This window comes from Aequorivita nionensis, assembly GCF_046352995.1.
Taxonomy (GTDB): Bacteria; Bacteroidota; Bacteroidia; order Flavobacteriales; family Flavobacteriaceae; genus Aequorivita; species Aequorivita nionensis.
Map to the genome: position 1 here is coordinate 1313489 of NZ_CP130281.1, position 25282 is coordinate 1338770.

Annotated in this window: 23 protein-coding genes; 4 read left to right on the forward strand and 19 right to left on the reverse strand. The window is 38.1% G+C overall.

Translation table 11 applies throughout. From position 1 onward, the window contains the following. Positions 1-4: 4 nt before the first annotated feature. Positions 5-1054 carry an endonuclease/exonuclease/phosphatase family protein gene (locus Q2U82_RS05930; RefSeq protein WP_410006774.1) on the reverse strand — a complete coding sequence of 350 codons (1050 nt, stop codon included), beginning with the start codon at positions 1052-1054 and terminating at the stop codon, positions 5-7. A 129-nt stretch (positions 1055-1183) separates the two neighbouring features. Here Q2U82_RS05930 and Q2U82_RS05935 point away from each other — a divergent pair, with 129 nt between their 5' ends. The 3 genes from Q2U82_RS05935 to Q2U82_RS05945 all read left to right on the forward strand — a co-directional run bounded on the left by Q2U82_RS05935 (position 1184) and on the right by Q2U82_RS05945 (position 5982). Beyond that, on the forward strand, positions 1184-3982 hold the full coding sequence (locus Q2U82_RS05935) for a carboxypeptidase-like regulatory domain-containing protein (RefSeq protein WP_410006775.1): 2799 nt from the start codon (positions 1184-1186) through the stop codon (positions 3980-3982). Between the two features lie 29 nt (positions 3983-4011). Then, the gene (locus Q2U82_RS05940) at positions 4012-5391 is read left to right on the forward strand and encodes a DUF5689 domain-containing protein (RefSeq protein ID WP_410006776.1); all 1380 of its coding nucleotides are present in this window, start codon (positions 4012-4014) and stop codon (positions 5389-5391) included. A 102-nt stretch (positions 5392-5493) separates the two neighbouring features. Continuing rightward, complete coding sequence (locus Q2U82_RS05945; protein ID WP_410006777.1) at positions 5494-5982, forward strand: GNAT family N-acetyltransferase; 489 nt, start codon at positions 5494-5496, stop codon at positions 5980-5982. Between the two features lie 93 nt (positions 5983-6075). On the opposite strand, the gene Q2U82_RS05950 is transcribed toward Q2U82_RS05945, so the two are convergent. From Q2U82_RS05950 to Q2U82_RS05965, 4 genes are all read right to left on the reverse strand, one after another. After that, on the reverse strand, positions 6076-7968 hold the full coding sequence (locus Q2U82_RS05950; RefSeq protein ID WP_410006778.1) for an OmpA family protein: 1893 nt from the start codon (positions 7966-7968) through the stop codon (positions 6076-6078). A 23-nt stretch (positions 7969-7991) separates the two neighbouring features. Then, positions 7992-8909: a type IX secretion system membrane protein PorP/SprF gene (locus Q2U82_RS05955; RefSeq protein ID WP_410006779.1), complete on the reverse strand. Its 918-nt coding sequence runs from the start codon at positions 8907-8909 to the stop codon at positions 7992-7994. A 37-nt stretch (positions 8910-8946) separates the two neighbouring features. Beyond that, on the reverse strand, positions 8947-11697 hold the full coding sequence (locus Q2U82_RS05960; RefSeq protein WP_410006780.1) for a gliding motility-associated C-terminal domain-containing protein: 2751 nt from the start codon (positions 11695-11697) through the stop codon (positions 8947-8949). Positions 11698-11795: 98 nt separating this feature from the next. Further along, positions 11796-12737 carry an endonuclease gene (locus tag Q2U82_RS05965; RefSeq protein ID WP_410006781.1) on the reverse strand — a complete coding sequence of 314 codons (942 nt, stop codon included), beginning with the start codon at positions 12735-12737 and terminating at the stop codon, positions 11796-11798. 87 nt (positions 12738-12824) lie between these two features. Between Q2U82_RS05965 and hflX the strand changes: the two genes are divergently transcribed. After that, positions 12825-14036 (forward strand): GTPase HflX, encoded by a 1212-nt coding sequence (gene hflX / locus Q2U82_RS05970; protein ID WP_410006782.1) that lies wholly within the window; start codon positions 12825-12827, stop codon positions 14034-14036. A gap of 80 nt (positions 14037-14116) precedes the next feature. On the opposite strand, the gene Q2U82_RS05975 is transcribed toward hflX, so the two are convergent. The 14 genes from Q2U82_RS05975 to Q2U82_RS06040 all read right to left on the reverse strand — a co-directional run bounded on the left by Q2U82_RS05975 (position 14117) and on the right by Q2U82_RS06040 (position 25252). Beyond that, the gene (locus Q2U82_RS05975; protein WP_410006783.1) at positions 14117-15043 is read right to left on the reverse strand and encodes a DUF3078 domain-containing protein; all 927 of its coding nucleotides are present in this window, start codon (positions 15041-15043) and stop codon (positions 14117-14119) included. Between the two features lie 111 nt (positions 15044-15154). Continuing rightward, on the reverse strand, positions 15155-15661 hold the full coding sequence (locus Q2U82_RS05980) for a DUF2480 family protein (RefSeq protein WP_410006784.1): 507 nt from the start codon (positions 15659-15661) through the stop codon (positions 15155-15157). 53 nt (positions 15662-15714) lie between these two features. After that, positions 15715-16044, reverse strand: a complete 330-nt coding sequence (locus Q2U82_RS05985; RefSeq protein ID WP_410006785.1) for an SUF system Fe-S cluster assembly protein — start codon at positions 16042-16044, stop codon at positions 15715-15717. A 4-nt stretch (positions 16045-16048) separates the two neighbouring features. Then, entirely contained in the window at positions 16049-16474 is a 426-nt protein-coding gene (locus Q2U82_RS05990) for a SufE family protein (RefSeq protein WP_410006786.1), read from the reverse strand. A gap of 9 nt (positions 16475-16483) precedes the next feature. After that, complete coding sequence (locus Q2U82_RS05995; protein WP_410006787.1) at positions 16484-16924, reverse strand: META domain-containing protein; 441 nt, start codon at positions 16922-16924, stop codon at positions 16484-16486. A gap of 58 nt (positions 16925-16982) precedes the next feature. After that, on the reverse strand, positions 16983-18200 hold the full coding sequence (locus tag Q2U82_RS06000; protein ID WP_410006788.1) for an aminotransferase class V-fold PLP-dependent enzyme: 1218 nt from the start codon (positions 18198-18200) through the stop codon (positions 16983-16985). 14 nt (positions 18201-18214) lie between these two features. Beyond that, entirely contained in the window at positions 18215-19528 is a 1314-nt protein-coding gene (gene sufD, locus Q2U82_RS06005; RefSeq protein ID WP_068762607.1) for a Fe-S cluster assembly protein SufD, read from the reverse strand. Positions 19529-19599: 71 nt separating this feature from the next. Next, the gene (locus Q2U82_RS06010; RefSeq protein ID WP_410006789.1) at positions 19600-19989 is read right to left on the reverse strand and encodes a four helix bundle protein; all 390 of its coding nucleotides are present in this window, start codon (positions 19987-19989) and stop codon (positions 19600-19602) included. A gap of 56 nt (positions 19990-20045) precedes the next feature. After that, positions 20046-20795 (reverse strand): Fe-S cluster assembly ATPase SufC, encoded by a 750-nt coding sequence (gene sufC / locus Q2U82_RS06015; RefSeq protein ID WP_410006790.1) that lies wholly within the window; start codon positions 20793-20795, stop codon positions 20046-20048. A gap of 1 nt (position 20796) precedes the next feature. Then, positions 20797-21204 (reverse strand): hypothetical protein, encoded by a 408-nt coding sequence (locus tag Q2U82_RS06020; RefSeq protein WP_410006791.1) that lies wholly within the window; start codon positions 21202-21204, stop codon positions 20797-20799. A 72-nt stretch (positions 21205-21276) separates the two neighbouring features. Next, entirely contained in the window at positions 21277-22725 is a 1449-nt protein-coding gene (sufB, locus tag Q2U82_RS06025; protein WP_410006792.1) for a Fe-S cluster assembly protein SufB, read from the reverse strand. Between the two features lie 14 nt (positions 22726-22739). Next, positions 22740-23069: a HesB/IscA family protein gene (locus Q2U82_RS06030; protein ID WP_410006793.1), complete on the reverse strand. Its 330-nt coding sequence runs from the start codon at positions 23067-23069 to the stop codon at positions 22740-22742. 156 nt (positions 23070-23225) lie between these two features. Then, on the reverse strand, positions 23226-24329 hold the full coding sequence (locus Q2U82_RS06035; RefSeq protein ID WP_410006794.1) for a cytochrome c peroxidase: 1104 nt from the start codon (positions 24327-24329) through the stop codon (positions 23226-23228). Between the two features lie 8 nt (positions 24330-24337). Next, positions 24338-25252, reverse strand: coding sequence for an MbnP family protein (locus Q2U82_RS06040; RefSeq protein WP_410006795.1), 915 nt, complete (start codon positions 25250-25252; stop codon positions 24338-24340). Positions 25253-25282 lie beyond the last annotated feature (30 nt).

Here is a 25282-nt window from a genome sequence, read left to right on the forward strand (position 1 = left end):
TATTTTATGTTTTTTCCTTTATCAAATAAATAAAGACGGGAAAATGATCACTATAACCGCCAGTAAAGCCGTTCACAAAACTACGGAACGGATAGCCTTTGTACTGTCCACGAGGAGTGGCCAAATAGTTTTTGTTGAAGATTCCCGCTTTGTAAAAACGATAGGACGAGTAATCCTTTTTGGTTAATTCCGTTGACATTATTATTTGGTCAAATAGATTCCAAGCATCACGGTAAGCCAGTGTGCCCATTCCTTTTTTGTACATATCCTCCATCGGGTTATACAGTTCTTTCACCTTCATGTCTTCTCTTTCGCTCTTTGTTTTCAGTATTTCCTTTACGCTTGGGCTTATGGGGTCGTCATTTAAATCGCCCATTGTTATAATTTTTGCGTAGGGGTCTTCACTAAATAATGAATCCATTATATGTTTGTTCAGTTCTGCTGCTTTTATTCTCTTTGGGCGGCTTCTCTCTTCCCCGCCGCTACGTGATGGCCAATGGTTTACAATAATGCTAATTTTTTCGCCATCAAGCATTCCGCTCACCAAGAGTTGGTCTCTGGTATAAACACGTTTGCTTCTATCTTGGTCATCAAATATTACCAACTCATATGCTTTATAATTTGTGGGTGTAAATATTTTCTTTTGGTAAAGAAGAGCCACATCAATTCCACGGCGGTCTGGGCTATCAAAATGTACAATTCCGTAATCTTTGTTAACTAATTGCTCTTGGTTTAAAAGGTCTTCCAAGACGCGACGGTTTTCTATTTCGCTTAAGCCTATCAAAGCAGGGGAATTGCCCGTAACATCTTCACCAATTTCAGATATTACTTTTGCCATATTTGCCAATTTCGCCTCGTATATTTCTTGGGTCCAATGGTCCTTGCCTTCGGGGGTGCGGTCATCATCAAAAATAAGGGGATCATCTTCGTAATCAAATAGGTTTTCAACGTTATAAAATGCAACGGTATTTACTTTATACTGTTTTTCATTCTGACCAAAAGTTGCTGAAATGAAAAGTAAGTAAATACCGATAAAATAAAAGGAAAATTTCATAGTAATGGCAAAGGTTAATTTTAAGTTATGTTTAACATTGTGAAGCTTCAAAAGTAGCTATTTCATTTAAAAAATGTAGTTTTGCACCGCATTTTAAAACAAAAATTATATTAAACTCTATTTATTGGAATGAACAAATTCTATTTTACAATTTACACGGTGTTTTTGGTTGCCTTTTCGGCTTTTTCCCAAAATCCTGTTGTAATGGGAAAGGTACTCGATACCAACTCCAGCGAACCAATTCCGGATGTAAAAGTAAGCATCCAGAACACTATTTTCAATACCGTTACCAATGCAGAAGGAACATTTTCCTTTTCACAGGAAACTCTTCCACAGGGAGAGCAGGTTTTGGAAATTTCAAAAGATGGTTACACCAGCCTGAAAATTCCGGTGACTATCCAAAATGATATTCCGGTTAACTTAAAACCTATTCTTTTATCAGTTGATCTGTTAGAAGTTGAAGAACAGATTGGAATTATAAGTCTTTCAGACGAGCAATTGGACGAAGACGAAGGAACTTCATTCAATGTTTCTGGTTTGCTTCAGGCTTCCAAAGATGTGTTTTTGAACGCAGCTTCGTATGATTTTAGCGCTACTTTTTTCCGTCCAAGAGGTTATGATTCTGAAGATGGAAAAGTACTTATCAACGGTTTGGAAATGAACAAGCTATATAATGGAAGGCCACAATGGTCCAACTGGGGCGGTCTGAACGATGTGCAGCGAAACCAGATGTTCTCTATGGGTACTTCTGCGAACGAATACAACTTTGGACACCTCGCGGGAACGACCAACATTATTATGCGGGCCTCGCAATATCGCAAGGGTGGACGAATTTCTTATGCTTCTAGCAACCGAAGTTACCGTGGCCGCGTGATGGGCTCCTATAATAGTGGACAACTTCCAAGTGGCTGGGCATACTCAGTTTTGTTGGCAAGGCGTTTTGGTGAAGAAGGTTATATTGACGGAAGTCTTTATGATGCAAACTCGTTCTTTGCTTCCGTAGAAAAGAAATTGAACGATAGCCATAGCTTGAACCTTACCGCTTTTTATACCCCGAACCGTAGAGGTAAATCTTCAGCAAATACCCAAGAGGTTTACGACCTTAAAGGAACAAGATACAATAGCTATTGGGGCAATCAAGATGGAGAAATTCGCAATTCACGAATCAAGGAAGTGGAAGAACCTATTATAATGTTGAACCATTATTGGGACATTTCAGAAAAAACACATCTTAATACCAATGTAGGCTATCAATTTGGGAAAACAGGAAATAGCCGTTTGGGATATGACAACGCTCCAAACCCAGACCCAAGTTATTACCAAAAATTACCAAGTTACTTTTTGGCAGATCCAAATGGAGCAAACGAAGCTGGTGCCTACCAAGCGTATTCTGAGTTCGTAAACGATGGACAGATAGATTGGCAGGATATTTATGAAACCAACCTTTTTTACGGTGGTACTTCACGATATTATTTATACGAAGACCGAAACGACGACAAGCAGATTTCTGCCAATTCTATTTTAACTTCGCAGCTAAATGACAATATTGCTATTACTGCTTCGGTTAATTACCGAAATCTAAACTCAAACAACTTCGCCAGTATGATTGATTTGTTGGGCGGAAATGGTTATTTAGATATAGACTCTTTCAATACGGGAGATGCATCCCAAAACGACTTGAACAATCCAAACCGAGTGGTTGGTAAAGATGATAAATTTAAATATAACTACGAGATTGATGCTTCTGATTACAGTGGTTTTGCACAAGCACAGTTTGCTTACTCAAAAGTAGATTTCTATTTGGCTGGAAAAGTAGGGCAGACCTCTTACCAAAGAAATGGTTTGTATAGAAATGGTTCCTTTGCAGAGGGCAATAGATCCTTTGGTAAAAGTGAAAAGCTTGATTTTACTACCTACGGTGCAAAAGCAGGCGCAACTTATAAGCTAACTGGAAGACATGCTTTTGAAGTAAATGGAGCCTATTTTACGGATGCTCCAACAGTGCGTAACTCTTTTTCAAACTCACGCCAAAACAACGCTACCGTAAACGATCTAAGCCCTAATAAAGATTTATTGAACGTTGAGAAAAACATAAGCGTTGACGGAAGTTACATTTTCCGTTCGCCATTAATAAAAGCAAGGTTAACTGGTTATTATACCATGATGCAAGATGCAACAGAGATTTCTTTCTATTATTTGGATGGTGTTTATGCACAAGGTGGCACTCAAAATGATGGCAGTGACAATGCTTTTGTCCAGGAAATACTTACAGGCGTTAACAAAAAGAATATTGGAGCTGAATTGGGTATTGAAGCACAAATAACCACAACAATCAAATTGAAAGGTGCTGCAGCATACGGTCAGAATACATATGATAATAATCCTGAATTGTACTTAACTTCAGATGATTTTAAAAGTGATTTTGAATATTACGGACCTTCCTACTTAAAGGATTATAAAGTTGCAGGCGGACCTCAACAGGCTTATCAAATTGGTTTTGAATATCGCGATCCAGATTTTTGGTGGGTTGGCGCAACTACAAACTATTTTAACAATGCCTATGTTGACGTGTCGCCAATAACCCGAACCGCTAATTTTTACACAGATCCTAGCGATGGAATGCCTTTTAACGATTATGACCCAGCTGTTGCAAGGGAATTGTTGAAGCAAGAAAAGTTTGACGACTATATGTTGGTAAACGTTGTTGGTGGGAAATCTTGGAAAGTAAAAGATTACTACATCGGCTTTTTTGCTACGGTAAACAATGTGCTGGATAAGAAATACAAAACAGGTGGTTTTGAACAAGGAAGAAACGGAAACTATAGAGCGCTTCGTGACGATGCCCAAAACGACACTCCTGTTTTTGGATCAAAATACTGGTACGGATACGGAACCACTTATTACCTAAACCTTTACGTTCGATTTTAATTAAGAAAAAGCATTAAATTTATATAAATATGAAAACTTTAAAAAACATAAAACTATTAAGCTTCCTATTCTTTTTAGGAATGATTGTTACTTCCTGTGTTCAGGACGATGATTACAGCATACCAGAAATTACTGCCTCTGAGCCAAACATAAACCCGAACGATATTCTAAGCATTGCTACCGTGAAAGATTTATACGGTGGTTTTGACCCTGTGGAAATTGAAGCTGGCGACGGCTCGTCAAGAGATGTTTATTTGGTAGGATACGTTGTTTCAAGTGACGAAACAGGAAATTTTTACAAGTCATTGGTAATACAGGATTCTCCTGAAAATCCAACTGCTGGGGTTGCAATCTCTACAAATTCTACCGATCTATATACCAAGTATGAACCAGGTCGTAAAATTTATTTAAAAGTAAATGGTCTTTTCATCGGCGAATATGCTGGTTTGCCAACAATAGGCGTGCAGGACGGCGATGAAGTGGGAAGAATTGACGCTTTGGAATTTGAATCCCGAATCTTTCGTTCCCTAGAAAGTGTTGATTTAGTTCCTACCGTTATCTCTGTTTCTGAAGCTAACAACCCTGCAAGATTAAACACTTTGGTAAAATTTGAAAACGTACAGTTTCCAAACGGTCTTGCTGGCGTGGAGCATTATGGAAACCTAAACAATACTTTTGGTGTAAATAGAGCCGTTGAAAATTGTGATGGACAAACTGTTATTCTTAGAACCAGTGGTTTTGCAGATTTTAAAAACCTTACACTTCCAGAAGGTAATGGCACGTTAACTGCTGTTTTGAGTATTTTCAACAGTGATGTTCAATTGTTTATCAACGGTCCTGAGGATGTTGATATGACAGGTGAACGTTGCAGCAACGGTGGTCCTGGTGATGCTGTTGAATTACCTTTTTCACAAAATTTTGAAGGCCAGTCAGCTGGAACTGGAATGAGCGTTAACATTGAAGGTTGGACCAATGTGAATGTAAATACGGGTACACGTCTTTGGGAAGTAAGAGAGTTTGACAACAATAAATATGCTCAGACTTCTGCTTATAACTCAAATGAAAACCCATATGAGGTTTGGTTGGTAACTCCAGGATTAATCCTGCCAAGTGGTTCCACTCCAACCTTGAATTTTGACACCAATGACGGTTTCAATAACGGTGTTGCGCTTACTGTAAAGATTTCCACAGATTTTACAGGAGATGTTACAGCCGCAACTTGGACCAACCTGAACGCAACTATTTCCAGCGGAAATACCAGCGGTTATGGTGATGAGTTTACGCCTTCAGGAGATGTTGATCTTTCGGCTTATGCTGGACAAGTTGTTTATATTGCATATCAATATGTAGGCGCTTCAAACGGAACAACGACCACTTATCAAATAGATAATGTTTCTGTAGTTGAGTAACTTCGGAAATCTCATATAATTTTTTTAAGACCGTTTCCTTTTGGAAGCGGTTTTTTTATTTCTTTTCTTTGGAATAATTTTTACCTAATTCTCACATTTCAAATGAATTCTGAAAGATTAAATTTTCGCCATTATACATTATCAGACTTTGATGATTATTTTAAATTGGTAAGTAATCCTGATGTTATGAAGATGATAACCGGACGACCTCTTTTAGAAAACGAGACCCGGGAACGTTTGCAAAAAATGATGAACATTAATGAAGAGCATCCTAATATAGGTCACTTTAAAGTATCAAATAAATTTGACAGCAATTTTGTTGGACATTCAAAGCTAGTAATAATAGGAAAAAACGAAGCAGAAATTGGGTACGTTCTTATGCCAGAACATTGGAGAAAAGGATATGGCAATGAAATAGCCAAGACTTTAATAAATCTAGCAAAAGAAATTGATGAAATCCAAACATTGATTGCTATTATAGATCCTGAAAATATAGGCTCTAAAAGAATTTTGGAAAAGCAGGGATTTTTATGGGATTATGATGGTGATTATTTTGGATTGCCTGCAGCTTATTATAAAATGGAAATATAGTCATTAATAAAAAAACCCCCACAATATTTGATTGCTCAAATATGCGAGGGCAGTTTAGCTGGTTGGTTACCAGTTAATGCTTAAAATAAAAGCTTATTTCTTAACCACTATAAAATCTGAACGTCTGTTCTGTTGGTGTTGCGCTTCAGAACAGTTTGAGCCACAATCTACGGCTGGTCTGCTTTCGCCAAAACCTTGTCCGCTAATTCGGTCTTTTGCAATTCCTTTAGAGATTACGTACTGAACGGTACTTTTGGCGCGTCTATTAGAAAGATCCATATTGTAGGCATCAGTACCGCGATTGTCCGTGTGGCCTTCAACTTTGATTACCATTTCAGGGTTTTTCTTCATCAGTTCCACCAATTTGTCAAGTTCAAAAGCTGCTTGTGGTTTAATGTTGTGTTTGTCAAAGTCAAAAAGAATTGGATTCAATTTTACCAAATCGCCTTCAACAATAGCATCAATTGGACGAAGCGCTATACGAATACTCTTTTCTCCTTCTTTAAAAGAAGCAACGGTTTCGGCATTGCTCTCATATCCTTCCTTAAAAGCTTGTACTACATGCTCTTGGTTGCAGGCTACAGTTATTGAGCCTATTCCGTTAGCGCTGGTAGATTGGCTCTTCAGTTTATTTTCAAGATTGTCAAAGAGATCCAACCTTGCATTAGCTATTGGTTCATCATTGGATGCATCAACTACAATTACATTGATGATAACATCACAAATATCAAGTTTTTTGATTTTGTAAATATCATCACTTCCCTTTCCGCCTTTTCTGTTTGAAGAAACATAGCCTTCCATTGTAACTGGATCATAAGAATATGCAAAATCATCCTCGCTACTGTTCACGCTTAGACCAAGGTTTTTAACCTTCCCAAAATTAGCTCCGTTTGCTTCGGCTGCAAAAACATCTAACCCGCCCATTCCTAAATGTGCATCGCTACAGAAATAAAGCGTTCCGTTTGAATCCACAAACGGGAAACCTTCTTTTCCTTCGGTGTTGATGTTGCTTCCCAAATTTTCGGGACTTCCAAAAGTGCCGTCTTTTGAAATAGACACTTTATAAATATCAGCTTTACCTTTTCCGCCTGGGCGGTCGCTCGTAAAATATAAAGTGTTTCCGTCAGGGCTTAAAGCAGGATGGCTGTTTGAATATTGATGGTCATTAAAAGGTACGGGCTTAATGTCTTTCCACTCCCCATCAATATTTTCAGCATAATAGATATTTAATTGGTTAATGCCTTCTTCGTCTTTTTTGTATTTGCCGTTGTAATAATCGTTGCGGTCAAAATACATACGTTTTCCGTCTGCCGTGATGGCTACGGTGCTTTCGTGATATTTTGTGTTTACATCGCCTTTCAAAAGGACTTCATTCTTTTCAACGCCACCAATTATGGAAGCTTTGTAAATATCTAAAAATGGTTCCTCGTTCCAGCCGTATTTTTTACGGGTAGTGTTTCTGGCAGATGTGAAATAAAAATCATTTCCTACTACCATTCCGCCAAAATCTGAAAACTTAGAGTTCAAGGCATCAAGGTTTGTAGCGGCATATTTCTGGGTGTTCTCATCAACAATTTTAGGAAGATAATCAGGATTTTCCATAAACGCCACTGCGCGAGAATCATTTGGTTTCATCCCGGCAAATTGCTTCATATAGGTATTGTAATCTCCAAATTTTCCATTCGCTTTTAAAGATTGGGCATAATTGTAAATTGTTTCCGGATCAACATCTTTACTTTTAACCACTCTTTTATAAAAGGTTTCGGCTTTTTTTGTGTCGTTTATGAAGTAATAGCTATTTCCTAAACGTTCAAAAACGTAAGTGCTGCCTTCGCCCTTTTTCAGCAATTTTTGATACGCTTCAGCGGCATCGGTATATTGAAGGCGATCATAATATTGATCGGCTTTTTTTGTTTTACTGTTTTGAGCGAAAGCCATTGTGCTGCTTACCGCTATGAGTAAAAGGATTGTATATATTTTGTTCATCTTAAATGAAATTTGTTTGGTTATTAGAAGAATCTTGGTGAACGTAAAACACGTGGCTTAAAGAACAGATCAAAGGTCAGTACCACTTCGTGTGAAGCTGGACCAACTGTTTTAAGGTCAGAGGTTACATGGTCATAAGCATAACCCAAGCGGATGTTTGGCGTAATTTGAAACCCGACCAATCCGCTAAAGGAATCGTCCAACCTGTAAGATGCTCCAAGTTCAAACTTGTCATAAAAGAGCGCGTTCAAATTTGCGTCATAAGAAACGGGTGCATCAAAGGCAGATTTCACCATTACGGAAGGCTTAAGCTTAAAGCTTTCTGAGACTTGGAAAACATATCCTGCCGTTGCAAAATAGTGATTCGTTTCTGAACCATACTTGATTCCGTTTTCGTCTAAATGCACAGATTTCAGCATATTTGGAACTGAAAGCCCTATATAGAATTTATCCCCATACAGAAAAGCTCCGGCACCAATGTTTGGATAGGTCTTGTTTATGTCTTCTGAAAAGAAGGGGTCATTTGGATCCTGCAGTTCCAAAGTTGAAAGACCCACATCGTGAAATGTTGCGCCAGCCTTAAGTCCCAACGCAAGTTTTACGTTGCTTCCCACTTGAAGTGTATAGGAAAAGTCTGCAAATACATTGGTTTCTTTTACGGGTCCCAATTCATCTTTTATTGCGGAAAGACCGAGACCAATTTTATCACTTATTGGCGAATGTCCTGAAAAAGTGAAAGTCACCGGATTTCCTTCCAAGCCGGACCACTGGTTTCTGTATAGTGCGGTAAGGGAAAGGCTTTCCTTTGATCCTGCATACGCTGGGTTTACCACGTTCATATTGTACATGTACTGTGTGTATTGCGGGTCTTGCTGCGCCTGTGTTTCCTGAAAGAGCAACCCTGCCATCAATACAATTAGGATATATATATGTTTTTTCATTTTTATCTATTTGGTAGTTAAAAAGTATTTAATGGGTCTAGTTAGCTTTCTGGTTAAGATAAATCCAGCCAGTTTCCTGCTTTTCAATATCAACACCATTCTCTACGGGACTAAAAGGACGAGGCTTAATGTCGATTACATAAAAATACGTTCCTGTTGGAAGTTCGTTACCCTTTTTATCTTGGCCATGCCATTGGTTGGTGTAATTGCTCTGTTCAAAAACCAAAGTTCCCAATCTGTTGAAGATTTGAAGTTTTAAGTCGCCACTTCTATCGCTTAGGAAAGTAAGGTCCAATGAATCGTTATAACCATCTCCGTTTGGTGAAAGACCTTCTGAAATTACACAGTTTCCAACGGCATATAGATTAACATTTACTGAATCAGTACCAGAGCATCCTCCCACTGAAATTACAACGGAATAGGTTTGAGTGCCCACTGTTCCCGTTTCAACCATAAAATTGAGCGTGCTGTTTGTTTCTCCGGTCAATAAAGTTCCGTTTAGATACCACTGATAGGTGGCGCCATCTTCAATTGTTGTGGCGGTTAATGTTTGTGGCTCGTTTGGACAGGTTAGAAAATCTTCACCAACGTTAACTTCAAGATCATCTCTATAGGAAACCGTTACACTGTCTGATGCAGAACAGCTTCCAACAGTTGCAGTTGCAGTATAAGTGCCTATTTCAGTGATTATTAACGTAGAATTGGTCTCGCCAGCTATGATGTTTCCATCAAGGCTCCACTCGTAAGTTGCATCTGGATTTTGAACTGAAAGCATTGCTTCCAAAACAACTTGAGAGTCGAAACAGGTCTGGAAGTCATCGTTAACGGTTACTTCTATGCTTCCTAAACTCACAGTAACACTGTCTGTAGTACTACAGGAGTCAACAGTCGCCGTAACGGAATAGGCCCCAGGTTGTGTAATATCCAAGGTTTGGTTTGTTTCGCCAGCAAGAACAACACCGTTTAAGCGCCATTCATAGGTTGCTAAAGTTGGGTCAAAATCTATTGCTTCTGCAGTAAGTGTAACGGGTACTTCAAAGCAAGAAGTAAAATCATCACCCAATGAAACCTGAAGTTCTTTTTGCGAGATGGTTACTTCATCTGTAGTAATACAACTCCCTACAGTAACAGTTACAGTATAAACCCCGTATTGCGTAACATTAAGAGTTTGGTTTGTTTCGCCAGCAATAATAACACTATCTAAGCTCCATTCATAAGTGGCTAAGGTTGGGTCGTAGTTTATTGCTTCAGCGGTAAGAGTTTCAGGTGTTTCAAAGCAGGTAGTAAAATCATCACCTAACGAAACTTGAAGATCTTGTTGCGAAATGGTTACTTCATCTGTAGCCAAACACCCACCTACAGAAACATTTACGCTATAAATACCATATTGAGTAGCATTGAGGGTTGGATTAATTTCTCCAGCCAACAAAACGCCATCCAACCTCCATTCATAAGTAGCATCCGCAGGGTTGTAATTGGAGGGGGAAGCGTCTAAAACAACGGGTTCATAGAAGCAAGTTTCAACGTTATCTCCCAATTCAATCAGAGGAATTTCATTAAAGTTTATAACTACGGAAGCAGTAATGGAGCAAGTGCCGATAGTAACTTCTACTGTATAGGTTCCTGAAGTGGTTACCGTAATAGTTTGTGTGGTTTCACCCGTATTCCACAAGAAGGTAGCATCAGCAGGATTTCCTCCAGTTATTTCCGCAGTGATATCATAGCTTTGTGCTTCACAAAGCTCTTGGTCACCGCCAAGATCTACCGTAAAGGAGCCGATTCTTGTTACGGTAACTTCATCGGTTTCGGTAACTTCATCGCCATTACAATTAGTATAAACTGCTTGGGCGGTATAAACGGTTGATGTTTCTGTTGGACAAACGTTGATAGTAGGATCGGTGCCAATAACTGTACCACTGGAATCCAGCCAAGAGAAAACAACGTTTGATGCGCCATTGGGCGTAAAGCGCCAAGCTTCGTTAGATGCAGACCAATCTCCAGTGTTTCTTCCTGGAGCGGTATAACCTACAGTTCCGTTTTGGTTTTGGATTCCTAGTGCTGCGTTTCCATCATTCCAGGTACAACCGCTTGGTCTGTCTTGCACATAGACTTCCACCACATTGGTTGTTTCATAAATAACTATTTGGGAAGTAAGGGAAAGATTGGGGCAGGCTGACCCAAAGTAAGGAATGTCAGGAAAGTTAACTACCATAGTCCGGCAAGGAGATTCTCCAAAAACGGTCCAGTTTATAATGCCAGAGCCGCCTACTGATGGGTCAACATCCATGTAAGGTCCAAAGATAGTTGTTAAAAATAAGTTGGGATTGGGAATTGAATCATCAAAAGACCAATCACAATAACCGCCTGGCGGATTGTTTGCCAAATCAAATGAAACTACTGCATTGGAACCGATAACCATTTGGGTATAGGTTTGTCCAAAAAAGCAGAAATCAAAAGGTAATTGGATGGCATCAGACCAAATGTCATCTGTATTTACAGATACAGGTGTTCCTCCCGTAAATGGAAAAGGAGGGGCATATGGTATAGAAGAAACAGCATAACTGGTGGTTTCTCCTGTGTCAAGATAACTTGCTGTAAGATCAGTGCAAGGTTCGCCACAATCTAGTTCAATATCATCCCCGGCATAGACGTTTGGGCATCCTGGCCCTTGTGAAAATGCAGTAAAAGAAAGTAAAAGGAAACTAAAAAGTGTTAGTGTTTGCGATCTAAAGTTGACTATAAAAAAATGATGGCAACTTTGTAAATAGAGAGGTAGTTTTTTATTCATAAAGTTTTAATTGGTGGATATATAATTTACAATTCGTTAACTTTTTTTTAACATCGAAATATATAAAATTTCAAGAATATATTCCTGAAGAAACCTAATTATCTTTTTATTGAAAAGATGGTAAAAACGGGAAAATGGTCACTCAAGCCACCTAAATAATGAGGCCCAGCATAAGTTCTATACGGATTACCCTTAAATTTTCCGCGATATTCCTTAAGTTCTTTTGGATTGAAAATTTTAGCTTCTTCAAACTGAAAGAAATTTTCGTGTTGTTGCAAAAAATTATTCGAAATAACTATTTGGTCAAAAAGATTCCACGACTGTTGGTAATTTAAACTACCCGAATATTTGGTGAGTAAAAGTTCCATCGGGTTATATAATTCGGTTCCTGATAAAGTTTTTGCGCTTTCACTTATTGGGTCATCATTGAAATCACCCATTACAATTATTTTTGCTTGCGGATTTTCTGAAGTTATTTTTGAAATTATCTCTCGGTTTTTCATTGCAGCAGCCACACGTTTATGGTTTGTTGCTTCAACCCCTTCCCGTCGAGAAGGCCAGTGATTTGCCAAAATATGTACTATTTCGTTTTCCAATTTTCCTTTTACATAAAGTATGTCACGTGTAAAATCGCGGATACCTTCTTGGTTGGTTACGAGTAGCGTGATAGCTTCTTTGTGTAGCACTTCAAAATAATCTTTCCTGTAAAGCAATGCGGTATCAATTCCGCGTTCGTCTGGAGAATCGAAATGCGCATACCCATAATTTTTGCTTTTCAGAAATTTTGAATTGATTAAATCATGAAGAACCGTTTCGTTTTCTACTTCGGCAACGCCCAAAAGTACTGGTGGATGTGAAGTTTCAGCATAACCAATTTGCGAAATGATTTGCCCTAACTTTTTCAATTTTTTATTGTAGCGTTTTTCGTTCCAATCCATTTCGGTTCCAGGCGTAAAATCATCATCCAGTGTCTTTGGGTCATTTTTGGTATCAAAAAGATTTTCGAGATTGTAGAAGGCTACGGTGTAAAGGTTTTTCATTTTAAAGAATGAAATGATGTTAATTGCGTGTAAAGTACAAAAAACTCTTGCTATGTGTTTTGTACATTTGTGGTTATAAATTAATTTATGATAGAGCAAACGGACATTTCCTACGAAAAAACAGTTTTAATCGGTTTGGTTACACAATATCAAGACGAAGAAAAAGCGCAAGAATATTTAGATGAACTTGAATTCTTGGCTTTTACGGCTGGCGGCGAGGTTTTAAAACGGTTTACCCAAAAAATGGAGGTTCCCAATCCGAAAACTTTTATTGGTACGGGAAAGCTCGAGGAAGTGAAAAACTATGTGGAAGAATACGGAGTTGGGGTTGTAATATTTGATGATGAGCTGTCGCCATCGCAACAAAAAAACATTCAACGTGAATTGGATTGTAAAGTTTTGGACCGCACCAATTTAATTCTGGACATTTTTGCCCAAAGAGCACAAACAAGTTATGCCCGAACGCAGGTTGAACTTGCACAATATCAATATTTATTGCCACGGCTTGCAGGAATGTGGACCCACTTAGAACGACAGCGTGGAGGTATCGGGATGCGTGGTCCGGGAGAAACGGAAATTGAAACAGATAGACGTATTGTTCGCGATAGAATTGCTTTGTTAAAGGAAAAATTGAAAAAAATTGACCGCCAAATGGATGTGCAACGTGGCAATCGAGGGTCATTGGTGCGCGTAGCTTTGGTTGGTTACACAAACGTTGGAAAATCTACTTTGATGAACGTAATAAGCAAAAGCGATGTTTTTGCAGAAAACAAGCTTTTTGCAACACTTGATACAACCGTTCGGAAAGTGGTTATTGGGAATCTTCCTTTTTTGCTAACGGATACAGTGGGTTTCATCAGAAAACTGCCCACACAACTTGTTGAATCTTTCAAAAGTACTTTGGATGAAGTGCGCGAAGCAGATTTGCTGCTGCACGTTGTGGATATTAGCCATCCGTCCTTTGAACATCATATTGATTCAGTAGATAAAATTCTTGAAGAAATTGGGAGTGCGGACAAACCAACGATAATGGTTTTCAACAAAATTGATGCTTATAAAGCAGAGGAAATTGAAGAAGATGATTTGATGACCGAAAAAACTAAAGCTCACTACACTTTAGAAGAGTGGAAACAAACCTGGATGGCAAAACTGAATGGCGATGCTATTTTTATTTCGGCATTGAATAAAGAAAATTTCAATGAATTCCGAAAACTTGTGTATGACAAAGTGAAGGAAATCCACACTACCCGTTTTCCGTATAATAGCTTTTTGTATGATGAATATACCGAGGAAGATTAAAGAACGTTTTTAGTAAGAGCAAAAAAAGCTGCCAAGTAATAAAACCTGACAGCTTTTAATTTTTTTTAACGCTCTAACGTCTAAAACCCGTAAGTCAAGCCAACGCCCAAAGCTTCACGAATTTGGAAACCTTGAACAGCATTGTCATCATAAATAGCTTGAAAAGTTACATTTGTAGAAATATATTTATTCACTTTCATCACAAGATTAAAAGTGTAATCAATATCCACATTTTGAGGATCTTCAAGGTAATTTGAATAAAGGTTCAAAATATTTTCTGCGGAAATGTTCGCCATAATATCAAATTTTGCATAGGCAGAAAGCGAAGCGCCAAATTCAAAACGGCTGCTTTCGTTGGCATCTACACCAAAATATTTATTTTCATTATAGGCATCTAACGCACCTGGAATAGCTTCATTAACAGTTGTAAAGTCTTTATCCACAAGAATAAATTTAGCGGTAGCTGGTGAAATATTCACATAGAGATTATCGCTTTTTTTCCAAAGCAAACCAGGGCCAAATTGAATATAGGCTGGTGAAAGAATATGTGTGGTTTCAGTACGATAACCCTCATCTTCTGGATTAAGGTCTTCATTGAATTCATACCCTTTTGCGAATTGAGTCTTAAAGTTTAAAAACAAGGAATAATACCAGTTGCTTTCTTTTATCTGTTGACCCAAAATCGAGTTCAACTCTAAGCGGTCATTGGTTTTACGAGAGTATTTATCATCTTTGTTTTTGGTAATGCCATATTCCCCAATCAATCTATTGTTCCAAGAAATTTTATCGTGCTTATAGTTAAAGTCATAAGTCAAAGAAAGGTTTCCTGAATAATTAGAGGTTCCACCACCCGTCCATTCGTGGTTAAATGCGGCTTGATTGAACAACAAAGAAATATTTCCAGCCCGTGTCCAACCGTTTGGAATAGTATCTTTTGGTGTTTCTTCTTGGGCAAATATTGCCATTGGTGCAGCAATAAGAACTGCTAGAAGTAAAAGTTTTTTCATTTTAAAATAATTTTATTTTCTGCAAAAATAGACAGTCTTTTGAATATTTCGCAAAAACATGACTAAATACAACACTTTTTTAAGAATTCTTAAAATGAAATCGATAGTTTATCATTTTCTTTTAAAGAGAGGGACTGAAGAACAAGCCTCCCCATACATAATGCTTTTCGCAATAGGTTGAAGTTTTTGCGCCAAAATAACATAGGCATTCTGTGGAATGGGTTTGTGGGCACAACCTTTTATGATTACGGGCTTATCAATATATTCTGAAACATCAATATTTTGAAGTAGTTCGGTAAAAAGGATGCTTTCTAATTCGTCTAAACTGCCAACAGTAACTTTTTTGGCATAAGGTGCCAAATGAAGTGATAAAAGTAAATATGCCCAACCGGGAACAATTGCATCTGTACTGCAGAAGAGTGCCACAAATTTATTTTGATATTGGCTCCAATTGTGCTCTGTAGCTTTATTTCGAAACTCACTTTCGCGAAGCACAATGCCTTCCAATAACCATTGTGAAATATCAAAAGAAATCCGTTCTCCTTTAGGATAGATTTCTTCAAGATCAAAGGTTATAAGTTTACTGTTCGCTACGCGATTTATGATTTCTTCGGCCACTTTTAAAAGTTATGAGTTTAGATTTTTTTTAAGCTTAGAACTAACGCTCATTTCTAAAGCATTCCTAGCTCCAGTTTGGCTTCATCACTCATCAACTCTTGGCTCCAGGGTGGGTCAAAGGTTATTTCCACCTCGGCGTCTGTTACCATTTTCATGGATTTTACTTTTTCTTCTACTTCCATTGGCAGACTTTCTGCTACTGGGCAGTTTGGTGTAGTTAGGGTCATCAATATTTTTACTTCGCGGTCTTCGTTAATGAAAACGTCGTAAATAAGGCCGAGTTCATAAATATCCACAGGTATTTCTGGATCATATATGGTTTTTATAACTTCAATTATTTTTTCGCCTAATTCGGCCATGTCTATTTCTGTATCTGCTTCCATTTGTTTAATTTTTAAGTTGTGTTTGGTACGCCAAGGCATACATTTTCATTTGCTTTATCATTGAAACCAAACCATTTGCGCGCGTTGGCGAAAGATGTTCTTTTAAACCTATTTCATCAATAAAATCTGTATTCGCGTCCAGAATTGCCTGGGGTTTTTGATCTGAAAAAACTCGAACCAAAACTGCAATAATTCCTTTGGTGATGATAGCATCGCTATCTGCAGTAAAAATGATTTTGCCGTCTTTCATTTCAGAATTTAGCCATACTTTACTTTGGCAGCCTTTTATTAACTTATCGTCTGTTTTTAATTTTTCTTCAATCAAAGGAAGTGATTTGCCAAGCTCTATCATATATTCATAGCGCTGCATCCAGTCTTCAAACATTGAAAACTCGTCAATCAATTCTTCCTGTATTGCTTCAATGGTCATGCTTGTTTTTTAATTATTTGTATCTTTTTTTGCATTTAGCAAAACGCTTCGGTCTGTTTTGGAATATAAAGTTAGAATGCCATTATCTAAGGCATATGATCCAGTATTGTTAAGTGCATCCAGAAAATCACGTTCGGTTTTCATAATATTTTTGTCCATACACATCTTTTCACTTACGGCAAGTTGGCCAAAATTGATAGTGTAAAGATCAATTGTATAGTTTCCAAACACTGAATTACAACCAGTAGTTCCGCGGAAAGAGTTATCTAAGGCAGAAAGTGTAAAGGTTGGATTGGTTGTATCTACTAACTTTTTACCGTTTAATGCTGAAACGGTATAACTACCTGTTAATTGAACGCTTCCGGCTACATCAATTACTTTTTTGGTTTCATCGCAACCTGTAAATATTACTGCAAATATTAATAGTGATAATGTGGCAAGTGTTTTCATAGGTGTTTTCTTTAAAAGTTTGAAAATCAAAGTTCAAGATTTCCATTATAGCTCTTGGTCAACTTAACATCATTTTAGCTTTTTTTACGGCATTTACCAAAGCATCAACTTCTTCCAAAGTATTGTAAAATGCAAAGGAAGCCCGCACCGTTCCTGGGATTTTATAAAAATCCATAATAGGCTGGGCGCAGTGGTGGCCAGTCCGCACGGCAATTCCTAATTTATCTACAATCGTTCCAATATCATACGGATGGATGCCTTCAATATTGAAAGAAACTACTGAAGTTTTATTAGGCCCAGTGCCGTAAATTTTTAAACCCTCAATTTCCATAAGCTTTTCTGTGGCGTATTTTAAAAGTTCGTTTTCGTGTTTTTCAATCTCTTCAAAACCGATGGAATTTAAATAATCAATAGCTGCTCCAAAGGCAATTCCACCACAAATATTGGGCGTTCCGGCTTCAAATTTATGAGGAAGCGCAGCATAAGTGGTTTTTTCAAAAGTAACTTCGGCAATCATCTCGCCACCACCTTGATAAGGTGGGAGTTTGTTGCCCCATTCCTCTTTCATATAAAGAATACCAACTCCCGTGGGACCGCACATTTTGTGGGCTGAGGTCACGTAAAAATCTACACCAATTTTTTGAAGATCGGGTTTTATATGCGAACAGGATTGTGCGCCGTCAACCAGCACTGCAGCTCCAACTTCGTGCGCTTTTTTAATGATTTTTTCGATTGGGTTTATGGTTCCCAATGCGTTTGAAATATGGTTTACAAAAACAAGTTTCGTTTTTTCCGAAAGCAATTTTTCGTATTCCGAAAAAATCAAAACGCCTTCTTCGTTCATCGGAATCACTTTCAAAATGACTCCAGTTTTTTCACAAAGCATTTGCCACGGCACAATATTGCTGTGGTGTTCCATTGCCGAAACGATTATTTCATCATCTTTTTTTAGAATTCCCGAAAAACCATTTGCAACAAGATTTATTCCGTGGGTAGTACCTGCGGTGAAAATGATTTCAAAAGCTTCCTTCGCATTAAAATGTTTTTGGATTTTTTTACGGGCAGCTTCGTAAGCGTCTGTTGCTTCTTGCGAAAGAGTATGCACACCGCGGTGTATGTTTGCGTTGTAATTGCTGTAATAATCCACAATACAATCAATAACTTGCTGCGGTTTTTGCGAAGTGGCCGCATTGTCCAAATACACCAACGGGTAACCGTTTACCTTTCGGGAAAGGATGGGGAAGTCGTTTCGTATTTTTTGGACATCAAAGCTCATAAAAAGAAATTATTTTAAAGCTCAAACCCCAAACTAACCCCTATTTTATTGGCTATAAGCTTGTTGATTCGCACTTTTAATTCAGGGATTTTCACGCTTTCCAAAACAGTATTTGCAAAAGCGTACATTAATAAAGCGCGTGATTCTTTCAAACCAATTCCACGGCTTCGCAGGTAAAACAAAGCATCTTCGTCAAATTGGCCAATGGTGCAACCGTGTGAGCATTTCACATCATCCGCAAAAATTTCCAACTGTGGTTTGGCGTTTATTGTTGCTTTATCATCAATCAAAATGTTGTTGTTTTGCTGAAAAGCATCAGTCTTTTGCGCATCTTTTTCAACAATAATCTTTCCGTTGAAAACGCCTATGGATGATTCAGCAAATAATCCTTTGTAATCTTGGTGGCTTTCGCAGTTTGGCGCAATGTGGTGTACCAAAGTATTGTGGTCCACATGTTGTTTGCCTTCCAAAATGGTTATTCCTTTCAAAGTAGAATCGCAGTGCTCTCCTTTTTGATAGAAGTTGAGGTTGTTACGAACCAAATTTCCACCAAAAGCGAAGGTATGCACACGGCAAACCGTATCGCGCTCCTGTGAAATATAAGTATTGTCTATCAATGAAGCAGTTGCCTCATCGTTTTGAATTTTATAGTAATCTACATAAGCCCGCTTTTCAGCAAAAATCTCCGTAACGGAATTGGTCAAAACCTCATTGCTGGAAAGACTTTGGTGACGCTCTATAATTTGAACGTGAGCGTTTTCGCCTACAACAATCAAATTTCTTGGCTGAAGAAACATTGCAGCCTCATTTCCTGTTGAAAAATTGATTATTTCAATAGGCTTTTCAACTTCTTTGTGCGCCGGAATGTGAATGTATGCACCTTCTTTGGTAAATGCTGTATTAAGTGCAGTCAAGCTGTCGCTTTTCGCCACTTTGTTGAAATAGGCTTCAATAACCGGCTTGTATTTGCTCTTGTTCAAGGCCGAAGACATTAAGCAAACATCAAGCGAATCGTGCGTAGTTTCAGAGAGGAACGAGTTGTAAACCCCGTCCACAAAAACAAGTTTATAGGTATCTATTTCGTGAAGGAAATACTTGCGAACGTTTTTCAGCTCTACGTTTCTCTCTTTGTTTGAATAGACGCTGTAATCGGGTTTCAGCAATGAATTCAGGGAAGTATATTTCCAAGCCTCTTCCTTTTTGGTAGGAAAACCTTTTTCCTCAAAGATTTTAATGGCGTTGTTCCGCACATCGTGCAATGGCGAATCAAACTCCAAATAGTCTTCTAGGGCTATGTATGATGATAATAATTTGTCTTTAAAACTCATAATTTCTTGTTTCAGGTTTCAAGTTCCTTGTTTCTAGTTTCCAAACTTCACGGTTTGTTTTAGGTTTCAAGTTATTTGAACTTGTTTCCTTTAAATTCATTTTTGTTCAGATATATAATAAAGTTCGCTATCCGTTTACTCAGATTCAAATATCTATCAACCAAAGAAGATAATTCTTCTTCAGAGATATATTCAGAATCGAAAACTCTATATAATTGAGAGCGTGATTCTCCGGCAGAACCTTTTGCGATGGATAAAAACTGTCTGAATTCTAAATTTCCGTCTCTTTCAAACCCTTCGGCTATATTGTCCATTACAGAACCCGAGGCGCCTTTTATCTGGTCTTTTAATTTGTAATCGGTTTTTAGTTCGGTATTTTTTGATAACTGAATTATTTCTTTGGAAAGAAGTCTTGCTTCTTTCCAAATATCTAAATCTTCAAACCGTTCAATAGTGGCCATAATTTTTTAGCTTTTTTATCCAACCTGAAACTTGAAACCAGAAACCAGAAACTATTTTAAACCAATTCTTCCTTAATCCAATCGTAACCTTTTTCCTCAAGCTCATAAGCAAGTTCCTTGGTGCCGGATTTTACGATTCTTCCGTTCATAAGTACATGCACAAAATCTGGAACTATATAGTCCAAAAGGCGCTGATAGTGCGTGATTACAACTACTGCGTTGTCTTTGCTCTTCAATTTGTTTACGCCATTTGCAACTACTTTTAAGGCGTCAATATCCAAACCGGAATCGGTTTCGTCAAGAATGGCGAGTTTGGGCTCCAGCATTGCCATTTGGAAAATTTCATTTCGCTTTTTTTCACCACCGGAAAAACCTTCATTTAAGGAGCGAGAAAGAAATTTGCGATCAATTTCCAGCATATCGGCCTTTTCCTTTATCATTTTCAGCATTTCGGAAGCTGGCATGTCTTCTTTTCCTTTGGCTTTGCGTGTTTCGTTGATTGCCGTTTTAATGAAATTGGTTACTGAAACACCCGGAATTTCCACAGGATATTGGAATGATAAGAATATACCTTTGTGTGCCCTTTCTTCGGGATCTAATTCTGAAATATCCTGATTTTCAAAAGTGATGTAACCTCTGCTTACTTCATATTCCTCTTTGCCGGCCACTACCGATGCCAAAGTGCTTTTCCCAGAACCGTTCGGTCCCATTATTGCGTGGACTTCGCCAGCTTTCACTTCAAGATTGATACCTTGCAGTATGTCTTTTCCTTCCAGTCCAGCGTATAAATCTTTAATTTTTAACATCTTAATTCTTCTTTTCTGTTTCGTTTAATTTAATATCTACTTCGGAAGGTTTATCAGCAACCCTCATAATTTCCTTGATTGTGATTTCCTCGTCCCATTCACTTTCTTTGTCAGTATTCTTGGAAACTACTCCCTTAACAATGACACCAACCATATCATAATCGTTCTTTTTAACAGCCTCCACTTGTTTTGCGAGTCCTTCGGAAAGCAAGTCGCGCTTAACGCCATAAATAAAATTGGGCCCCATTAATACCATTGCGCCGTCAGAATTAATAAAATCACCTTTATAGGCTAGAATTTTTTCTACATTTTCAACAGTTGTTTCCTCAGTTTCTGTGTTTTTTTCTTCGGAATTTTTACAAGAAAAAATTACTGTTGAAAACATTAGCAACAAAATGATTTTTTTCATAATTGATAGTTGATTTTAAGTTTGTTTAATATTTAAAGCCCTTCAACTAAAGCTCAGGGTGATGTTTTTTCATTAACCTACTGAGCCTTCAAGGCTGATCTCTAATAGTTTTTGAGCTTCAACGGCAAATTCCATCGGAAGCTTGTTTAGTACTTCTTTACTGAAACCGTTTACAATCAAAGCGATTGCTTTCTCAGTATTAATACCGCGTTGATTGCAATAGAAAATTTGGTCTTCTCCAATTTTACTGGTAGTAGCCTCGTGTTCTATTTGGGCGGTTTTGTTTTTTGCTTCAATGTATGGGAAAGTGTGTGCGCCACAACTGTTGCCCATCAATAAAGAATCACATTGTGAAAAATTTCGCGCATTGTCTGCGTTTGGCATAATTTTCACCAAACCGCGATAACTATTCTGTGATTTTCCGGCTGAAATACCTTTTGAAATAATGGTGCTTCGTGTGTTTTTGCCAATATGAATCATTTTAGTTCCTGTATCTGCCTGCTGAAAATCATTGGTTACGGCAATGGAATAAAACTCACCGATTGAATTATCGCCTTTCAACACACAGCTTGGATATTTCCAGGTTACGGCACTTCCGGTTTCCACTTGGGTCCACGAAATTTTTGCTCTGTTTTCGCAAAGACCTCTCTTGGTCACAAAATTATAAACCCCACCTTTTCCGTTTTTATCTCCCGGATACCAGTTTTGTACGGTTGAATATTTTATTTCGGCATCATCCATCGCTATCAATTCTACTACTGCGGCGTGTAATTGGTTTTCATCGCGGCTCGGGGCAGTACAGCCTTCAAGATAACTCACATAACTTCCTTCATCGGCTATTACGAGGGTCCTTTCAAATTGCCCCGTTCCGGCTTGGTTTATTCTGAAGTATGTAGAAAGCTCCATCGGGCAGCGAACACCTTTTGGGATGTAGCAAAAAGAACCATCACTAAAAACGGCACTATTCAAGGCTGCGTAAAAATTGTCACGCTGCGGCACAACGGTGCCTAAATATTTTTTTACCAAATCGGGATGTTTGCGAATGGCTTCGGAAATAGAGCAGAAAATAATCCCTTTTTCCGCCAAGGTTTTTTGGAAGGTGGTTGCTACAGAAACAGAATCCATTACAATATCAACTGCAACACCAGCAAGTTTTTTCTGTTCATCCAAAGAAATCCCAAGCCTTTTGAAGGTGTCCAAAAGTTCTGGGTCTACCTCATCAATACTGTCGTATTTTGGCTTTTTGTTTGGGGCTGAATAATAGGAAATGTTCTGAAAGTTCGGCTTTTCATAATTTACATTTGCCCAATCAGGCTCCACCATTTCTTTCCAATATTTAAATGCTTCCAAGCGCCATTCGGTCATCCATTCAGGCTCTTCTTTCTTTTTGGAAATAGCACGGACTATATCTTCGTTTAATCCAACGGGAAAGGTGTCAGATTCTATATTGGTATAGAAACCATATTCATATTCTTTGGTTTCCAGTTCTTTTTTTAAATCGTCTTCTGTGTACTTACTCATTTTCATTTAATGTTTTAAAGTGAAAAAGATTCTCCGCAACCACAAGTGCGGTTTGCGTTTGGGTTGTTGAAAACAAAACCTTTACCGTTAAGGCCGCCGCTGTATTCCAGAGTGGTCCCCACCAAATACAAAAAGCTTTTTTTGTCCACGGCAATTTTCACTTTTTCCTCTTCAAAGAGTTTATCGTTTTCGCCCAAACTGTGATCGAATTTCAGTTCATAGCTTAAACCAGAACATCCGCCGCTTTTTACGCCCACACGAACATAATCTACCGCAATATTAAAACCCTCTTCGGCCATCAGTTGCGCTATTTTAGTTTTTGCGTTTTCACTTACCTTAATCATATGTAGATTAATTCTAAATTAGACGGCAAATATACATCAAATAGTACTTTTAACCATACGGAAGTGGGATTTTAAAACTATGGTCTAATAGTTTTAAACAATAATTAACAGTGTGGTTTTATTTGAGAAATTGAAGTGTTTAAAAAGGAATGTAAATTAGTTGGGGTCTTGAAAATCTGGGTTGTTTAAGAAAGAAGGGTCTGAAAGGGAAAGCAGAAAGGCTTTTAAATCTGCTTTGTCAGATTCAGTTAAATGTACACCCCCTGCTGCGATGGTTTTCATAAGCGGATCAATTGTTGGAGAATAGACCAATCCTTCGCTGTAATGGTTTATAACTTCGTCAAGAGTGGCGAAACGGCCATCGTGCATATAAGGTGCTGTATAAGCAAGATTTCTTAAGGAAGGGGATTTAAATTTACCATCATCATTAGGGTCTCCCGTTACATTCCCTAAACCTTTGTCGGTAATAATGGCATCTAGCCCGTTATTGTGAAAAATATTATCTGTCCACAAAGGACTAAATTCGTTCCCGTGGCAGTGAAAGCAATCTCCGCGAGCTTCGTCCATAAAAATAGCAAAACCATTGATTTCTTGGGGTGTCAAAGAATTTTCGCCCTCCAAATATCTGTCAAAAGGGGAATTTGCTGAAATAAGGGTTCTTTCAAACTGGGCAATTGCTTTTGCCGTTAACTCTTTAGTAATATTGCTTGTTCCGAAAGCTTTGTTGAAAAGTTCGGGATATGCACTAGTGCTCTGTAGGCTTGTTACGGCGTTTTCCCAAGTGTTATGCATTTCAATGGGATTTGTAACGGGCTCCAGTGATTGTTTTTCAATGCTTGTAGCGCGACCATCCCAGAAAAATTTATTGTTAGTGTTCCACGCCATATTGAAGAGTGGCATAGAATTACGAGTGCCTTCAAAACCGTCAATACCTATACTAAATTGTGCATCATCAGTAAAGGCGTTGCTTGGCTTATGGCAAGATGCACAGGCTTGTGTTCCATCTCCAGAGAGAATTGGATCAAAAAATAATTTTCTTCCCAAAGCTATTCCTTCTTCAGTTTGTGGATTATCTTCTGAAATAAGAGGAGGTGGAAGTAAACGTTGAAAAATAGGAGGAACGGTCAAAGGTTTCGGGGTGGGCACATAGTCCTCAATAGGTTCATTGGGATCTGGATCACTTGAAGAACAAGCTGCCATAAGACTGATTGCCGCAATCCCAATAAAGATTCTAAAAATTTTATTTGACCGTTCCTTCATTTTTTAATTTACTGTACAATGTCACCAATGCTGAAAACAGTTTGACCATTTTCATTCATATGTTTTTGAGCTTCATAGTTCATCATCAAGTTTGAATTAAAAATATTCAAATTCCAAGTATATGGATTTTTATACCATTCAGCGATGTTCATTTTTATTTCAATGGTTGCATCATTTGTAATGGTAAAGTTTTGGTTGAAATTGAAACTGATGAAGTTTTGTTCAAAAACACCTTCGCTCACACGGGCAGTACCATTGTGATATGCATATGGTGGTTCACCACCATTTCCATCATCATATTTGCCTTCCATTTGCATAAAATGGTATCCGCCGCCAAGCATTGCCGGCCAGTTCCAATTTGCTGCGTTAAGATCTTGATATGCGCCGCTAACATTGTCAGCCTCATTAAAGCCATAAGTGAATGAAATACCTGTATAGTCACCTGTAGCTGCCATTATTGCTGGTGTAAGATTTAGGGATGCTGGATCTGTTAAATCGATTAATTTATACTCATCAAAATCAACAGTTGAACCGTCTGCTTTGTGAAGAGATATTCTGGAAATCAAATACCTCAATTTTGTAATGGTTAATAAACTACCAAACTCATTCGTAAAAATGGTATTGTTGAAATCTGCATTGGTTACGGATTGACCATCCCAATTTTGCGTAAAATTGAATGTTATGTTCTTATTATAGACGCATGAGCCATCATCTGTATTTGCATCTGGATTGTAATTTGAAGATGTGGGATCTGTACAGCCTAAAATTTCATATTCACAAGTTCCATCATCTTTAGTGGCTGCGGGGTTGTAATTTAAGGAAGAAGGGTCTGTACATCCAAGAACTTCTGGCTGTGGGTCATCATCACTGCCACAAGAAATAGCGAAAATTGCTATAGCAAATAGAAGAATTGCTTTTTTCATAGGTTAAATAAGTGGGTTTTAATTTTGAAT

Bases quoted from the DNA above. Each gene is read 5' to 3' on its own strand.
- Q2U82_RS06020 (WP_410006791.1), bottom strand. From the start codon at position 21,204: ATGAAAAAAATCATTTTGTTGCTAATGTTTTCAACAGTAATTTTTTCT.
- sufB (WP_410006792.1), bottom strand. From the start codon at position 22,725: ATGAGTAAGTACACAGAAGACGATTTAAAAAAAGAACTGGAAACCAAA.
- Q2U82_RS05955 (WP_410006779.1), bottom strand. From the start codon at position 8,909: ATGAAAAAACATATATATATCCTAATTGTATTGATGGCAGGGTTGCTC.
- sufD (WP_068762607.1), bottom strand. From the start codon at position 19,528: ATGAGTTTTAAAGACAAATTATTATCATCATACATAGCCCTAGAAGAC.
- Q2U82_RS06035 (WP_410006794.1), bottom strand. From the start codon at position 24,329: ATGAAGGAACGGTCAAATAAAATTTTTAGAATCTTTATTGGGATTGCG.
- Q2U82_RS05965 (WP_410006781.1), bottom strand. From the start codon at position 12,737: ATGAAAAACCTTTACACCGTAGCCTTCTACAATCTCGAAAATCTTTTT.
- Q2U82_RS05950 (WP_410006778.1), bottom strand. From the start codon at position 7,968: ATGAACAAAATATATACAATCCTTTTACTCATAGCGGTAAGCAGCACA.
- Q2U82_RS06000 (WP_410006788.1), bottom strand. From the start codon at position 18,200: ATGAGCTTTGATGTCCAAAAAATACGAAACGACTTCCCCATCCTTTCC.
- Q2U82_RS05990 (WP_410006786.1), bottom strand. From the start codon at position 16,474: ATGACCATTGAAGCAATACAGGAAGAATTGATTGACGAGTTTTCAATG.
- Q2U82_RS06040 (WP_410006795.1), bottom strand. From the start codon at position 25,252: ATGAAAAAAGCAATTCTTCTATTTGCTATAGCAATTTTCGCTATTTCT.
- Q2U82_RS05930 (WP_410006774.1), bottom strand. From the start codon at position 1,054: ATGAAATTTTCCTTTTATTTTATCGGTATTTACTTACTTTTCATTTCA.
- Q2U82_RS05995 (WP_410006787.1), bottom strand. From the start codon at position 16,924: ATGAAAACACTTGCCACATTATCACTATTAATATTTGCAGTAATATTT.
- Q2U82_RS06030 (WP_410006793.1), bottom strand. From the start codon at position 23,069: ATGATTAAGGTAAGTGAAAACGCAAAAACTAAAATAGCGCAACTGATG.
- Q2U82_RS05940 (WP_410006776.1), top strand. From the start codon at position 4,012: ATGAAAACTTTAAAAAACATAAAACTATTAAGCTTCCTATTCTTTTTA.
- sufC (WP_410006790.1), bottom strand. From the start codon at position 20,795: ATGTTAAAAATTAAAGATTTATACGCTGGACTGGAAGGAAAAGACATA.
- Q2U82_RS05975 (WP_410006783.1), bottom strand. From the start codon at position 15,043: ATGAAAAAACTTTTACTTCTAGCAGTTCTTATTGCTGCACCAATGGCA.
- Q2U82_RS05935 (WP_410006775.1), top strand. From the start codon at position 1,184: ATGAACAAATTCTATTTTACAATTTACACGGTGTTTTTGGTTGCCTTT.
- Q2U82_RS06010 (WP_410006789.1), bottom strand. From the start codon at position 19,989: ATGGCCACTATTGAACGGTTTGAAGATTTAGATATTTGGAAAGAAGCA.
- Q2U82_RS05985 (WP_410006785.1), bottom strand. From the start codon at position 16,044: ATGGAAGCAGATACAGAAATAGACATGGCCGAATTAGGCGAAAAAATA.
- Q2U82_RS05960 (WP_410006780.1), bottom strand. From the start codon at position 11,697: ATGAATAAAAAACTACCTCTCTATTTACAAAGTTGCCATCATTTTTTT.
- hflX (WP_410006782.1), top strand. From the start codon at position 12,825: ATGATAGAGCAAACGGACATTTCCTACGAAAAAACAGTTTTAATCGGT.
- Q2U82_RS05945 (WP_410006777.1), top strand. From the start codon at position 5,494: ATGAATTCTGAAAGATTAAATTTTCGCCATTATACATTATCAGACTTT.